This window comes from Paraburkholderia unamae, assembly GCF_003096875.1.
Lineage (GTDB): Bacteria > Pseudomonadota > Gammaproteobacteria > Burkholderiales > Burkholderiaceae > Paraburkholderia > Paraburkholderia unamae.
Genome location: NZ_QEOB01000028.1, coordinates 63,127 through 78,394 on the forward strand (window position 1 = coordinate 63,127; position 15,268 = coordinate 78,394).

Below are 15,268 nucleotides of genomic sequence, written 5' to 3' on the forward strand. Positions count from 1 at the left end.
CGGTGCAATCGATCAGGGACTGACGGCGGCGTTGTGCGGCTGATTGGCCTCGACGCTTGCCGAATGATTCGCACTCGTGCCGCTAGCGGCAGCGTCCGAAGCGCTCGCGGCTGCGCGCGCCGGATGTTGCGCGTCGTGCAGTTCGCCGGACCAGCCGCCACCCAGATCGCCGATCAGCGAAGCCGTATCCAGCAGGCGCTGCTGTTGCACGTTGAGCGCGCTCTGCTGATTGGTCAACTGCGTGGCGAGGGCCGTTGCGACCGTTGTGTAGTCCACGGTGCCCGCTTCGTACTCGTTCTGCGCGATCTGCGCGCCGCGTGTGGCGTCGCGTACGGCGGATTCGAGCACTTCGGCCTGCTGCGCGAGAATGCGCAGCCCCGAGAGATCGTTTTCCACGCCCTGGAACGCAGTCAGCACGGTGCCGCGATAGTTCGCCACCGCCGCGTCGTAGCTCGCGCGCGCGGCCGCCACCTGGCCGCTGCGCTGCCCGCCGTCGAAGAGCGTCTGCGTCGCGCTCGCGCCGAGCGACCACACATAGTTGCTCATATGCAGCAGGCCCGATAGCGGCGACTGCGTGAAGCCGTCGAGCGCCGTAAGCGAGATCGCGGGATAGTACGCGGCCACCGCCACGCCGATCGCCGCATTGGCCGATGCCATCTGGCGCTCGGCGGTCGCGATGTCGGGGCGGCGTTGCAGCAGCGTGGAGGGCACGCCCGTGGGGATCGCGGGCAGAGTGGGCAGTTTCGCGCTGTGTGCGATCGTGACTTCTTCGGGATTGCGGCCCACGAGCACCGCGATGGCGTGCTCGTACTGCGCGCGCGCCACACCCAGTGCGATGAGGTTGGCCCGCGCGGTTTCGAGTTGCGTGCGCGCGGAAATGAGGTCGGAGGGCGCCACGGTGCCCGCGCTGTCCTGGTCGGCCACCACGCGCAGGAAGTCCGTGTACGCCTGCACGGTATGCGTGAGCAGGTCGATGTCGGCGTCGGTCACGCGCAGGTCGATCACGGCGTTGGCGAGCGCGATCTGTTCGGACAACGTAGCATTGGCGAGCGTGGCCTCGCTTGCCTGCGCCGTGGCCGACTGCTCCTCGATCTGGCGGCGCACCTGGCCCCAGAGGTCGATGTCCCAGCTCGCGTTGGCCTCCAGCGTGCCGCCGTTGACGATGCGCGCGCCGCTCGGCGTGGACGTGATGCTGCTCACGCTGCTGAGCGTGCCCGTGGAGGAACGCTCGCGCGCGGCGGAGCCGGTGATGCCGATGGTCGGGAAGAGGCTCGCGCGCGCCACGCGCACTTCGGCCAGCGCCTCCTGGTAATTCGCATAGCTTTGCCGCACGCTCTGGTTCGACACGGCCACGAGCGGCTCCAGTTCGTCGAGCAGCGGGTCCTGGAAGGCGGCCCACCATTCGCCCTTGGGGCCTTGCGCGGCTTCGGGCTCGGCCTGGGTCCAGCCGGGCAGTTCCTTCCACGTGGCGGGCACCGCCACCTGCGGGCGATGGTAGTCCGGCCCGACCATGCAGCCCGCGAGCAGCAGCGTGGCGGCAAGCGAGGCAGCAAGCGGGGCAGCAAGCGGTGCGAGCGTCGACGCACGCGAAGCAGAGGGCATAAACGTTCGCGTGACGGCACGCGTGAGCGATCGGGTTAGGCGGGTCTTCATCATGATGCGCTCTCATCGGCCTGGCGATTCCACGGCAGGCGAGCGGTCCAGCGCGACACGCGCGCGCGCAGGCGGTCGAGGAACAGATAAATCACGGGTGTGGTGTACAGCGTAAAGACCTGGCTCAGGATCAGACCGCCCATCACGGTCACGCCGAGCGGCTGGCGCAACGACGCGCCCTGGCCGATGCCGATGGCGAGCGGCACCGCGCCGAGCACGGCCGCGAAGGTGGTCATCATGATCGGGCGCAGCCGCACCACGGCGGCTTCGTGAATCGCGCTGCGCGCGTCCATGTTGTCGTGGCGCTGCAACTGGATCGCCACGTCGACCATCATGATGCCGTTCTTCTTCACGATACCGATCAGCAGGATGATGCCGATCATCGCGATCACGGAGAACGGCGTGCCGAAGATCAGCATGGCGAGCGTCGCGCCGATGCCGGCGGAGGGCAGCGTCGAGAGGATCGTAAGCGGGTGGATGGTGTTTTCGTAGAGCACGCCCAGCACGATGTACACCACGCCCAGCGCCGCGAGAATGAGCAGCGGCACGACGCCCATGGACTGCGCGTAGGCCTGCGCCGCGCCCGCGAACTCGCCGTGAATGGACGCCGGCATGCCGATGTCGCGCTCGGCCTGTTCGATAATCTTGCCGGCCTCCGAAAGCGAGCCGCCCTTGGGCAGGTTGAACGAGATCGTGCCCGCCACTTCCGTGCCCTGGTGATTGACCTGGGTGGCCGTATGGCGGGTTTTCCAGTTCATGAGCGCCATGAGCGGCACCATCGTTTCGGCGGCCGTGCTGTCCGCGCTGCCGCTGGAGCTGCCGCCCTTGCTGTTCGCGATCGAGTTGTTCTGCTGGTTGGCCACGGCGTTGGCGTTGCGGGCGTTGGTGCTGCTCGACGCGTTGCCGGCGGTGGTCACGGCCGTGAAGGGCGTGACGCCCGAAATGACGCTTGACGGCATTTGCGTTTGCGCGGCGCCGCTCGCATTGCCCGCGGCCGTGCTCAGCCAGATGTCCTGGAACGACTGCGGAAACTGCCAGTACTGCGGGGCTACTTCCATCACGACGAAATACTGGTTGATCGCGTTGTAGATGGTCGAAACAGTGCGCTGGCCGAAGGCGTCGTAGAGCACGCTGTCGATCTGGTTCGGGTCGAACCCATAGCGCTTGGCCGTGGCGCGCTCCACCGTCATGTAGGCCTCCAGACCATTTTGCTGGAGGTCCGAATTCACGTCCGTCATCTGGTCGTGGTGCTTGTTCAGCGCGTCCACGAGGCGCGGCACCCAGGTGAAGAGGGCGTCGGCGTCGTCGCTCGTGAGCGTGTACTGGTATTCCGCCGCCGACTGCCGCCCGCCGATTTGCAGGTCCTGCTGCGCCTGCATGAACAGGCGCGCGCCAGAAACGGCATTGAGCTTGGGACGCAGGCGGTTCACGACCTCGGTGGCCGAAAGGCGCCGCTCGGCAAGCGGCTTCAGTTCGACGAACACCGTGGCTGAATTGAGCGCGCGTCCGCCCGTGAAGCCCGCCACCGACTCCACGGCGGGGTCGGCCTTCACGATGGCCTGCAACTGCGCGAGCTTCTTTTCCATCGCCGTAAACGAAATGCTCTGGTCCGCGATGATCTGCCCGATCAGGATGCCCGTGTCCTGCTCGGGGAAGAAGGTGCCCGAAAGCAGCCGCGCGAGAAACACATTGCCCACGAGCAGCGCGAACAGGATGAAGATCGTGAGGCGCGCGTGGTTGAGCGCGACGTGAAGCGTGCGCGAATAGAACTGCTTGAAGCGCTCGAACTGCGCGTCGATCCACACGGCCGCGCGCGACGGCTGGCGATGCAGCACCTCGCGCTTGAGCACGTAGGCGCACATGGTGGGCGTGACCGTGAGCGAGATCACGAGCGAGATGAGGATCGCGATGGAGAGCGTCATCGCGAACTCGTGAAAGAGCAGGCCCACGATGCCGGGCATCAGCAGAATGGGCAGGAATACGGCGATGAGCGAAAGGCTCATGGACAGCACCGTGAAGCCCACTTCGCCCGCGCCTTTGAGCGCCGCCTCCTTCGGCTCCATGCCCGCCTCGATATGGCGCACGATGTTTTCCAGCACCACCACGGCGTCGTCCACCACGAAGCCGGTGCCGATGGTGAGCGCCATGAGCGAGAGGTTGTCGATGCTGTAGCCGAGCAGGTACATGGGCCCGAACGTGCCCACGATGGAAAGCGGCAGCGCCACGGCCGGAATGAGTGTGGCGCGCGGCGAGAGCAGGAAGATGAACACCACGCCGATCACGAGCAGCACGGCGATGAAGAGGGTGCGCTCGGTATCGGCCACGGAGGCGCGCACGGACTCGGATCGGTCGATCGCCACGTTCACCTTGATCGTGGCGGGCAGCGCGGCTTCGATGGAGGGCAGGCGCGCGCGGATCTGCTGCACGGTCTTGACGACGTTGCTGCCCGGCATCGGGTAGACGATCACGAGCACGGCCGACTTGCCGTTGTAGAGGCCCGCGTTGCGGATGTTTTCGTTGGAGTCGATGACCGAGGCCACGTCGCGCAGGAACACGGGCGCGCCTTCGCGATAGGCGATCACCACGTCGCGAAACGGCGCGGCCTTGCTGATCTGGTCGTTCGAGAGCACCTGGTAGCGCTGCTCGCCCTGGTCGATATGGCCTTTCGCGCTGTTCGCGTTGGCCGCGCCAATGGCCGCGCGCACGTCTTCGAGACCGATGCCGTAGCTGTTGAGCTTGCCCGGCTCCAGTTCCACGCGCACCGAGGGCAGCGCGCCGCCGCCCAGCGTGATCTGGCCCACGCCGTCCACCTGCGAGAGCTGCTGCATGATGACCGAATCGGCGGAATCGTAAAGCTGCGCCTTGGTGAGCGTGTCCGAGGTGAGCGCGAGCACCATGATCGGCGCGCTCGCAGGGTTGTACTGGCGGTAGGTCGGGTTGCTGCGCAGCGTGGTGGGCAGGTCGGCGCGCGCGGCCTGAATGGCCGCTTCCACGTCGCGTGCCGCGCCGTTGATGTCGCGGTTCAGGCCGAACACGACCACGATAAGCGAAGAACCCGTATTGCTGATCGACGTGAGCTGGCTCACATCGGCGATGGTGCCAAGACGGCGCTCCAGCGGCTCGGCCACGGTGGACGCCATGATGTCCGGGCTCGCGCCCGCCATGTTGGCCTGCACCACGATCACCGGATAAGCGATGTTGGGCAGCGGCGCCACCGGCAGCCGGAAAAAGGCCAGCATCCCCGAAATGAGGATCGCGATCGCGAGCAGCGAAGTCGCGACCGGCCGCCGGATGAAGAGCGCCGAGAGGTTCACGGCGAGCCCTCGGGCGCGGGTGGCGCGCTGCTGCCGCCGCTGTCCGTGTCGTCTTCAGGCTTGCGCTTGCGGCCGAAGCGTTCCGCGAGGCGGTCGAAGAACAGATAGATCACGGGCGTCGTGAAGAGCGTGAGCATCTGCGAGAGCGTGAGGCCGCCGATAATCGCAAGACCCAGCGGGCGGCGCAGTTCGGAACCCGTGCCGCTGCCGAGCAGCATGGGCAGCGCGCCGAGCATGGCCGCGAGCGTGGTCATGAGAATCGGCCGGAAACGCAGCAGCGACGCCTCGAAAATCGCCTCGCGCGCCGGCTTGCCGTGCACGCGTTCGGCTTCGAGCGCGAAGTCCACCATCATGATGGCGTTCTTCTTGACGATGCCGATCAGCAGCACGATGCCGATGATGCCGATCACGTCCAGGTCCTTGCCCGCGATCATCAGCGCAAGCAGCGCGCCAATGCCGGCCGAAGGCAGCGTGGAGAGAATCGTGACCGGGTGCACATAGCTCTCGTAGAGCACGCCCAGCACGATATACACGGCCACCAGCGCCGCGATCAGCAGATACACCTCGCTCGAGAGCGAGTCCTCGAACGCCTGCGCCGCGCCCTGGAACGACGAGGTGATCGAGGGCGGCAGATTCACGGCGGCCTCCGCCTTGCGCACGTCGCGCACGGCGGCGGAAAGCGAGGCGCCATCGGCGAGATTGAACGAGATCGTGACGGACGGGAACTGCGCGAGATGGCTGATCATGAGCGGCGAGCGCGTGATGCTGATCTTCGCAATGCCCTTGAGCGGCACCTGGCCTTCGCTGCTTGTCTGGCTCGGCAGATAGAGGTCGCCGATCGACTCGACCGTGGGCAGCGACTCGGGCTTGGCCACGAGAATTACGCGGTACTGGTCCGACTGCTGGAAGATGGTCGAAACGATGCGCTGGCCGAGCGCGTCGTACAGCGCGTTGTCGATGGTCGCCGCCGTGATGCCGTAGCGCGCCGCGAGCTGGCGGTTCACTTCGACGTTCACGGACAGGCCGTCCGTGTTGAGGTCGCTCGTGACGTCGCGGATCGACGCAATCTGCTTCATGCGCGCGATCAGCGCGGGCACGTATTGCTGGAACGCTTCCTGGCTCGGCCCGCGCAGCACGAAGTTGTACTGGTTGCGCGAAACCGTGGTGTCGAGCGTGAGGTCCTGCTCGGGCTGCACGTAAAGCCGGATGCCCGCCACCTTCGCCACCGACTGCTGGATGCGCCTGCCGATCTCGTCGGCGGTTTCCGATCGGTCGTCGTGCGGCTTCAGGTTGATGAGGAAGCGCCCGTTGTTGAGCGTGTTGTTGATGCCGTCGATGCCCACGTACGAGGTGAGCGAAACCACATCGGGGTCCTTGAGAATTTCCTCGGCGAGCGCGGCCTGGCGCTGCACCATCGCGCTGTACGAGATGGAATTGTCGGCCACGCTGATGCCTTGCAGCACCCCCACGTCCTGCACGGGAAAGAGGCCCTTGGGGATCACGACGTAGAGCAGGCCGGTGAGCACCACGGTGATCACGGCCACGATGAGCGTGAGCGTCTGGTGGTCGAGCACCCAGCGCAGGCCGCGTTCGTAGGCATTGAGCGTCTTGTCGAAAAGCCCTTCGCTGAAGCGCTCGAAGCGGCTCGGGTGGCGCTCGGCCTGGGCGCGCAGGATGCGCGCGCACATCATCGGCACCACGGTGAGCGAGACCACGGCGGAGAGCACGATGGTCACGGCGAGCGTGACCGCGAACTCGCTGAAGAGGCGCCCGATCACGCCGCCCATGAAAAGCAGCGGAATCAGCACGGCGATGAGCGAAATGGTCAGCGAAAGAATCGTGAAGCCGATTTGCCCCGCGCCTTTGAGCGCCGCCTGCAAAGGTTTGTCGCCTTCCTCCAGGTAGCGCACGATGTTTTCGATCATCACGATCGAGTCGTCCACCACGAAACCCGTGGCGATGATGAGCGCCATGAGCGAGAGGTTGTCGATCGAGTAGCCCAGCTCGTACATGACCGCGAGCGTGCCAATGAGCGAAACCGGCACCGAAATGCTCGGAATGATGGTGGCGGGCAGGTTGCGCAGGAACACGAAGATCACGGCCACCACGAGCGCCACGGCGAGCACGAGTTCGAACGCCGCGTCGCTCACCGAAGCCTTGATCACGCCCACGCTGTTCGACACCACCGTGACCTGCATGCCGGCGGGCAGCGTCGATTCGAGCTGCGGCAGTTGCCGCATGATCTGGTTGACGGTGGCGATCACGTTCGCGCCCGGCTGGCGCTGCACGTTCAGCACGATCGCGGGCGCCTTGTTGTACCAGGCGCCGCGCTCCACGTCCTGCGCCGCCGTGGAAACGCGCGCCACGTCGCGCATGAACACGGGCGAGCCGTTCTGGTAGGCGATGACCGTGTCTTCGTAGTCCCTGGGGTCCGAGATCTGGTCGTTGGAATTGATCGTGTAGTTGAGCTCGGGGCCGTCGAAGTTGCCCTTCGGGTTGCTCACGTTGACGTTGGCGAGCAGCGTGCGCAAGTCGTCGAGATTCAGGCCGTAGGCGGCGAGCTTGTGCGGGTCGGCCTCCACGCGCACGGCGGGCACGTTGCCGCCCGCCGTGGTGACGAGACCCACGCCCGGCACCTCGGAAATCTTGGTGGCGAGACGGTTGTTGGCCGCGTCCTGCAACTGCGTGAGCGACATCGACTTCGAAGTGACCGCGAGCGTGAGAATGGGCTGGTCGGCCGGGTTGACCTTGGCGTAGGTCGGCGGCGCGGGCAGGCCGCTCGGCAGGAAGCTGTTGGCCGCGTTGATGGCCTGCTGCACGTTCTGCTCGGCGACGTCGAGGCTCAGCGAAAGATCGAATTGCAGCGTGATGACCGAGGCGCCCTCGGAGCTGTACGAGATCATCTGCTGCAAGCCCGGTATTTCTCCAAGCTGCACTTCGAGCGGCGCGGTGACGGTGGTCGCCATCACGTTCGGGCTCGCGCCCGGATAGAAGGTCTGCACCTGGATGGTGGGGTAATCCACCGCGGGCAGCGAGGAGACCGGCAGGAACTTCATCGCCACGAGGCCGACCAGCACCATCGCGATCATCAACAGCGAAGTCGCGACCGGCCGCAGGATGAAAAGACGCGAAATATTCATCGGCGCGTGGTCCGCGGCTTAACCGGCTTGCGAGGCCGCGGCGCGCTTGCCGCCCGCGCCGCTGGCCGCGCCCGCCTGGGCGGCGGGGCGCGCGGCGGCGGGCTGGATCTTCGCGCCGTCGTTCAGGCGGTCGAGCCCGTCGGTCACGACGCGCTGGCCCGCCTGCAAGCCCGAGACGATCACCGTGTGCCGGCCGTCGCTCGGCCCGAGCGTGACCTTGTGGACCGACACGGTGTTGTCGGCGTTCACGAGGTACACATAGTCGCCGGGCGCGCCGGTCTGCACGGCGGGCGTGGGCACGAGCACGGCGCTCTGCATGGTGTCGACGAGCAGCTTCACGTTGACGAACTCATTGGGAAAGAGCGCTTCGTCGTCGTTGGGTACGCTCGCGCGCAGCGTGACCGTGCCGGTGGCGGTGGCCATCTGGTTGCTGAGCGCGAACAGCGTGCCGGTGGCGAGCTGGCGCGTGTTGTCGCTGCTGAAGACGGTGATCGGCAGCTTCGCGCCCGCATTCACGCGTTCCAGCACGCTGCCGAGCGAGGTTTGCGGGATGGCGAACTGCACGGTGGTGGGCTTCATCGTCGTGATGACGGCAATGCCCGTGGAACTCGACGAGGTCACGTAATTGCCCGGGTCGACGAGCCGCAGGCCCACGCGGCCCGAGACCGGCGCGGTGATGCGGCAATAGATGAGGTCGAGCTCGAACAGCCTGACGTTGGCCATGTCGGCCTTCACGGCGGCTTCGTACTGCTGGACGAGGAAACGCTGGTCGGTGTAGGTCTGCTCGGCGATCGACCGCTTCTCGTTCAACTGCGTATAGCGCGCGAGGTCGGCGCGGGCCTGGGCGAGAAGGGCCTGGTCCTTCGCGAGTTGCGCGAGCGCCTGTTCCTTGCTGATCTCGTACTGGCGCGGGTCGATCTGCGCGAGGAACTGCCCCTTCACGACATCCTGGCCTTCCTTGTAGCCCACTTCGGTCAGGTAGCCGCTGATTTGCGGCAGCACCGTGACCGTGGCGACGGGCGTGACCGTGCCGAGCGCGTTGAGCGTGACGGGCATGGGGCCGAGCGCGGCGGCAGCCACGGTGACGACCTGCGGCGTGGCGCCGTGCTCGGTTTTCTTGTTGCGCACGATATGCAGGATCACGAGCGCGATCAGCACGATCACGACGACAGCCAGAATCAGCGGGCCGCGGCTGCGGCGCTTCGGCGCCGGGGGAGGCGGCACGGGAGGCGGGGGCGGCGGTGGAGGAGCGGGTGGCTGGGGCGCGGGTTGCGCCTGCGGGACGTCGCTCATGCCTGCCTCCGGGAGGTCAAACCGTCGCGCGTTGCGGCGCGGTTCACGCGTGAAGAAAGAAACGAAGCCGGCGCTCGCGGCGCGATGGCCGCCTCGCGATACCGCCGGGGACTGTCGGGTTGCTGCATACGCATTCTCATGATTGTTATGCCGCCTTGCCATGCCGTCGAAGCCCAACTTTGCCGCGCAGCAAAGGCCAGGACTGTCAGTCTAACCAACTCGTGCGCCAATTTCGAAACGTTAGTTATTTGTAAGGTTTTGGCGCGTTACAGCCGCCGCGTCTCGTGATTGGCGGTTACAAGTCGAAAGCAAAAAGAAAGGGACGTGACCGGTGCGGTCTGGGCAGGCTATCGCGTTCCGGCGGGGCCGCGCCCTGGCATTTCTCCCGAGTTTTGAACACTCGACGCACGGATTCTGGACTGCTACCTTGCGCGGCGCAGGTGCTTGCGCGACGTCGATCACGTCCGCGACGCACGCTGCGTCCGGACCGTCCATGGCATCACTGATGTGTGACTGAGCCGGCACGGTTCGGGCCGGAACACGACCTATACCCAGAACCCAGGGGGATCCCCATGAAAAAGCTGTTTGCAGCCGTATCCGTCGCCTTGTTCGCCGCCACGGCTTCTGCCGGGGCGTTTGCGGCAGACACCATTCGCTTCGGCGTCGATGCGAGCTACCCGCCGTTCGAATCCAAGGCGGCCGACGGCAAGCTGGTTGGCTTCGACATCGACCTCGGCAACGAGATTTGCCGTCGTCTGGATGCGAAGTGCGTGTGGATCGAGAACGATTTCGACGGCATGATTCCGGCGCTGAAGGCGCGCAAGTTCGACGGCGTGCTCTCCTCGATGTCGATGACGCCGGTGCGCGAGAAGGAGATCGCGTTCTCCTCCAAGCTCTTCAATACGCCGACGCGCCTCGTCGCCAAGACGGGCTCCGGCATCCAGCCGAGCGCCGCATCGCTCAAGGGCAAGCGCGTGGGCGTGGAGCAGGGCACGATCCAGGAAGCCTATGCGAAGGCCCATTGGGCGAACGCCGGCGTGGAAGTCGTGCCGTACCAGAACCAGGACCAGGTGTATCAGGATCTGCTGGCCGGCCGTGTGGACGCCGCGCTGCAAGACGCGGTGCAGGCCGAAGTCGGCTTCCTGAAGACGCCGCGCGGCAAGGATTACAGCTTCGCGGGCGGCGACCTCGACGACCCGGTGACGCTCGGCAACGGCGCGGGCATCGGCCTGCGCAAGGAAGACACCGCGCTCAAGACGAAGATCGACGGCGCGATCGCCAGCATCATCAAGGACGGCACGTACAAGAAGATCGAGAAGAAGTATTTCGACTTCGACGTTTATGGCAAGTGACGCGCGCGCGGCGATACGCGCAACGTAGTTTGAAGTGGTTAATGAGTTGTTGATACGCGGCGGGGGGGGGCGAACGCCACGCCCCCGCGCCGTGCAATGCATCGAAGAAATGCTTGTTTGCGTGCGCGCGACGCACTGTCTAGATTGGAGGTGTTCAACGCTCGTCAAGGAGCACGCAATGCCCAAGCTATCGATGCCGGCCTGGTTCACGCGGCGCGTGCAAGCGCGCCACGACCGCACGCATTCGCCGTCCGGCGCGCAAGTGGCCTCCCGGGAGCCCGAACACCTTGAACGGATCGCGAGCTACGCACGGGCCGGTTACTTCAATATGGCCTACACGCCCGACATGTATCCGCTCATCGGCGACCTGCCGCCGCATTGAGCCAGCCAGCGCGCTATGACGCCGCTTGCGCTTCCCGCGTGAATCCGAGCGTGCCCGCCGGGCGGAACTCGCTGGGCGGCATGCCCAGTTCGCGGCGGAACATGTCGCTGAAGCTGCTCGGCAGATAGCCGAGCATGCGTGCCACGGCGCTCACCGGCTGGCCTTCCGCGAGACGCGACACCGCCACGGCCAGTTGCACCTGACGCCGCCATTCTGCAAACCCCATGCCCAGTTCGCGCGTGAAAAGCCGCGCGAGCGTGCGCACGCTCGCGCCCACCGCTGCCGCGTGGTGCTCGAAGCTCATCTCGGCCGAAGGGTTGTCGATCACCGCGCGGCACAGCGTGGCGAGGCGGCGGTCCGACGCGTCGGGCAGCGGAATGCGCAACGTGGAGCGCGGCGCATGCGCAAGCTCGATCGTGGCGAGGCGCCAGGCGGCGGCGAGCCAGGCGTCATCGTCTTCGCGCGTGCGCTCGGCGAGGCTCGTGATGAGCTCGCGCAACAGGCCATTGATCTCGAACACCTCGCAACTGGCGCTCAGGTGCCGGCTGTCACGCTCGTGCAGATAGAGGTTGCGCATCTCCACGTCGCTGAGCATATGAATGGCGTGCTGCGCGCCGGGCGGCAGCCACACGGCGCGCTGCGGCGGCACGACGAGCGCTTCGCGCTCCACCTCCACCCACATCACGCCGGACACGGCGTAGAGCACCTGCGCCCATGTGTGCGAGTGCGCGTCGATACGCAGCCCGCGCGGGTAGTGACGCGCGAGCGAGCGGGCGCGCCCGGGCTCGTCGTCGAGTTCGGGCGGGGTGGCGAGCGGCATGGCGGGGAGTCTCCGTGCGAGGGGCGAGGCGTTGCCGGGGCGCTGGCGGTCAATCCGGCGCGCGGCGAACGTCACGCTAGCACGCCTGGGTGCGCGCCGGAAGCTCGGCGCGGTTTCGCCTCGGTGCGCTTGCGGGACACGAGCGGTTCGCATCCGCCCCGTTTTTGCGCGCTGCGGCACGCGCGCGTAAGATTAGGCGATTGACCGCGCCGAGGGCCCACGCCCGTTTTCCCGCCGATGAACGCATCCGAACCCGCCGTGCAAGACGAAGCCCCCCTCGGTCTCTACACGCGCGGCATCGGCACGGCGCGCGAATGGTGGCGCGTCACGCCTTCCGCACGTGCGCATATGTACCGCATCGAGCATGGTCAGGGCGAGCGTGACGAAGTGGATATCGACACTGAGATCGATCTCGACAATCTCGAAGCCAAGCTTTTGAAGTGGCGGCGCGAAGGCTTTGCTTCCGAAGCGCAGCACGCCGACGAAGTGCGCGCCGCGCAGGCGGGCAGCGTGTTTTCGGAGGCGCTGCGGCAGGCCGTGGCGGCGGTGCGGGAGGCGAAAGCCGCCGAAGCCGCCGAAGCGGCCGAAGCCGCGAGGGGCGCTCACGCAGACGCGCAGCCCGCCGTGCGCATAGGCGGCGTGGACATGCCCCGCGCTCGCGCAAACGCGCTCGTGCCGCGCGTGAACGAGGCGTATCTCTTCACGGCGCGCGGCGACGATATTGTCCAGGACATCGTCGAGAATCGCCGCGTGATGCTGATCGGCCACACGGGCTCGGGCAAGACGAGTTTCATCGAACAGGTGGCCGCGCGCACGAACCACGGCGTGCTGCGCGCGAACATGAACGGCCAGACGACGCCAGGCGACCTCGTCGGCTTCTGGACCGTGAAGGGCGGTGAAACGATCTGGGTGGACGGCGTTCTGCCCGTGGCGATGCGCGAAGGCTACTGGCTCGTCATCGACGAACTCGACTTTGCCGAACCCTCCATTCTCGCGGTGCTCACGGCCGTGCTGGAGCCGAACGGACGTTTGCTGCTCAAGGAGCGCGGCAACGAGATCGTCGAGCCGCATGCGTCGTTTCGCCTCTTCGCCACCGCGAACGCGGCGGGTGCGATGAGCGCATATCGCCACTTGTATCAGGGCGCGAATCTGCTCAACGAGGCGTTTCTCGATCGTTGGCGCGTCTATCTCTTCGACTATCTCCCGATTGAAGAGGAAACCGAAGTATTGCTGCGCACGCTGCCGCAACTCACGCGGCCGCTCGCGCAAACGCTCGCCGCCATCGCCGCCGACTGCCGCGCCGCGTTCGCGCGCGAGGACCTGGCGAGCGCGTTTTCCACGCGGCGGCTCATCGACTGGGCCGAACTGATGCTGCGCACGGGCGATGTCGAGCGTGCGGCGGGCCCGGCGATCTACGCGAAGGTGAGTGCGGACGACGCGGCGCTGATTCGCAGCATCATCCGCCACCATGTGATCTTCGACGCCTGAGCGCCGAGGCCGCCGTGTCCAGTCCGCATCCTCATGCCGAAGGCTTCGCCGCGAGCGGCGATCCCGAAGGCGCGCTCGGCCGCGTCGCGCGCGTGCTCACCGGCGACCCGCGCGTGAGCGTGGCGTTCGGCGCCGGTGAGCCGCACGTGCAAGGCGAGCGCTTCGTGGTGCCGGCGCGCCTGGTTGACGACCCCGCGAGCGAGGCTGCGCTATTCGGTGCGCTCGACCTGCTGGCGGCGCGCTATCGCTACAGCGAGGCCGCGCGCCTCGACACACCGCAAGCGGGCGTAACGGGGCGCATCGCGCAGGCTGTCGAGGATCGCCGCGTGCTCGCGCAACTGGCGTTTGCTTATCCGGGTGCGCGCCACTATGTCGAGCGCTGGCGCGCGCAGCGCACGGCGGATATCGCGTGGCGCTGGAGCGCGCTGGCCTGGCGCGAGCGGCTCGTCTGGGCGATCGAGCGCGCGCTGTGGTCCGAAGCGGATGAGCCATCCGGGGCGCGCGAGCGCGACGCCACGGCGCTTGCCGCCGCACTGCGCGCGATCGACGGCCCGCTCGCGGCGTCGCGCGCGAGCCGGTCCACGCGCGCGAGCGTGCGCGCGGCTGAAGCGATCGTGGCGGGCGTGCGCTCGCTCGCCTCGCGCGGCGCGAACAACATGATGCAGACGGCCGGACCGGCCGAAGGCCTGGACGACGAAGCGGCGCGGCTCGCACAAGCTTTGGACGAATTCGGCGCGCAAGACGAGATCGAGCCGCCGGGCGGCGGTGCATCGGCGGAGCACGCCGATCGCGAGAATGGCACGGTCTCTCAGGCCGCGGCCGAGGCCGAATCCGCTGCCGGCGCAGCGCTTTCCGAAGCCGATGCGCCGCACGCTGCCGTCGCGTCGCACGGCGACGCCCACGCGCGAGCGCGCCTGTCGATCCCGCTCACCACGGCCTTCGATACCGTCACCGACCTCACCGGCCGGGGCGACGCCGCCGCCTGGCGCAAGCTGCGCGCGCTTGCCCGCGCGGAGACGGGCGCACTCAAGACCCACCTCGAACGCGTGCTCAAGGCCGACGAACTCACACACTGGAAGCGCGAGCAGGAGCGCGGCGAGATCGACCGCGCGGCGCTTGCGCGCCTTGCGGCCTCGCGCGGCTATCGCACACCGTTTCGCGTGGCGCGCCAGGCGAGCGGGCGCGACACGGTCGTCACGCTGCTGCTCGACTTGAGCGGCTCGATGGCGGGGCGCAAGATCGAACTCGCTCGGCTATGCGCGGCGGCGCTTTGCGACGCGCTCACGCAGTTGGCGTTCGACGCGGAGGTGCTCGGCTACAGCTCGGTCGAATCGGCCGAAATGCGCGCGCGCTTTGAGCGCGCGCGCGCGGCGGGCGCGGACCTGCGGGGCTATAACCGTTTTGTGGAGCGGCTCGATCTGCGCGTTTTCAAGCGCTTCGGCGCGCGCGACCTGAGCGGGCTCGCGGCCATCGAATGCGGTTTTGAGAACCCCGATGGCGAAGCGCTCGCCTGGGCCGCCGCGCGGCTCGCGCAGCGCAAGGCGCGGCGGCGGCTCCTTTTCGTGCTTTCCGACGGCTACCCCTCGACGAGCGACGGCGACGCGGCCGTGCTGCGCACCGACCTGCTCGCGCGCGTGCAGGCGGTGAAAGCGCAGGGTATCGAACTCGTGGGCATCGGCATCCTCGACGACGCCGTCGAAGCCTTCTATCCGAACGCCGTGGTCGTGCGCAAGCTGCACGAGCTGCCCACGGTCGCATTCGCCACCTTGAGCCGTCTGCTCGTGGGACGGCCGTATTGAACGCGGCGCTGTCCTTGCCGGAGGCGG

The 15,268-nt window shown here is 67.1% G+C and carries 9 protein-coding genes; 4 read left to right on the plus strand and 5 right to left on the minus strand.

Annotated features, from left to right (window positions below):
* Positions 1-12: 12 nt before the first annotated feature.
* From C7402_RS38790 to C7402_RS38805, 4 genes are read right to left on the minus strand one after another with little or no spacing between them, the layout of a single operon-like run.
* Positions 13-1,602: an efflux transporter outer membrane subunit gene (locus tag C7402_RS38790; RefSeq protein WP_116614303.1), complete on the minus strand. Its 1,590-nt coding sequence runs from the start codon at positions 1,600-1,602 to the stop codon at positions 13-15.
* A 50-nt stretch (positions 1,603-1,652) separates the two neighbouring features.
* Entirely contained in the window at positions 1,653-4,967 is a 3,315-nt protein-coding gene (locus C7402_RS38795; RefSeq protein ID WP_116614304.1) for an efflux RND transporter permease subunit, read from the minus strand.
* Positions 4,964-8,107: an efflux RND transporter permease subunit gene (locus tag C7402_RS38800; RefSeq protein ID WP_112172150.1), complete on the minus strand. Its 3,144-nt coding sequence runs from the start codon at positions 8,105-8,107 to the stop codon at positions 4,964-4,966. Before C7402_RS38800 ends, C7402_RS38795 begins: the two co-directional genes overlap by 4 nt.
* A gap of 18 nt (positions 8,108-8,125) precedes the next feature.
* Complete coding sequence (locus C7402_RS38805) at positions 8,126-9,400, minus strand: efflux RND transporter periplasmic adaptor subunit (RefSeq protein WP_112172395.1); 1,275 nt, start codon at positions 9,398-9,400, stop codon at positions 8,126-8,128.
* A gap of 572 nt (positions 9,401-9,972) precedes the next feature.
* Between C7402_RS38805 and C7402_RS38810 the strand changes: the two genes are divergently transcribed.
* Both C7402_RS38810 and C7402_RS38815 read left to right on the plus strand, forming a co-directional pair.
* Positions 9,973-10,752, plus strand: a complete 780-nt coding sequence (locus tag C7402_RS38810) for an ABC transporter substrate-binding protein (protein ID WP_112172149.1) — start codon at positions 9,973-9,975, stop codon at positions 10,750-10,752.
* Positions 10,753-10,930: 178 nt separating this feature from the next.
* Entirely contained in the window at positions 10,931-11,134 is a 204-nt protein-coding gene (locus C7402_RS38815; protein WP_112172148.1) for a hypothetical protein, read from the plus strand.
* Between the two features lie 13 nt (positions 11,135-11,147).
* Here C7402_RS38815 and C7402_RS38820 read toward each other — a convergent pair whose 3' ends face one another.
* Entirely contained in the window at positions 11,148-11,954 is an 807-nt protein-coding gene (locus C7402_RS38820) for an AraC family transcriptional regulator (RefSeq protein WP_116614305.1), read from the minus strand.
* A 237-nt stretch (positions 11,955-12,191) separates the two neighbouring features.
* Here C7402_RS38820 and C7402_RS38825 point away from each other — a divergent pair, with 237 nt between their 5' ends.
* A complete protein-coding gene (locus tag C7402_RS38825; protein WP_116614306.1) occupies positions 12,192-13,442 on the plus strand; it encodes an AAA family ATPase in 1,251 nt (416 codons plus the stop codon).
* Between the two features lie 14 nt (positions 13,443-13,456).
* The gene (locus C7402_RS38830) at positions 13,457-15,241 is read left to right on the plus strand and encodes a cobaltochelatase CobT-related protein (RefSeq protein ID WP_116614307.1); all 1,785 of its coding nucleotides are present in this window, start codon (positions 13,457-13,459) and stop codon (positions 15,239-15,241) included.
* Positions 15,242-15,268: the final 27 nt, after the last annotated feature.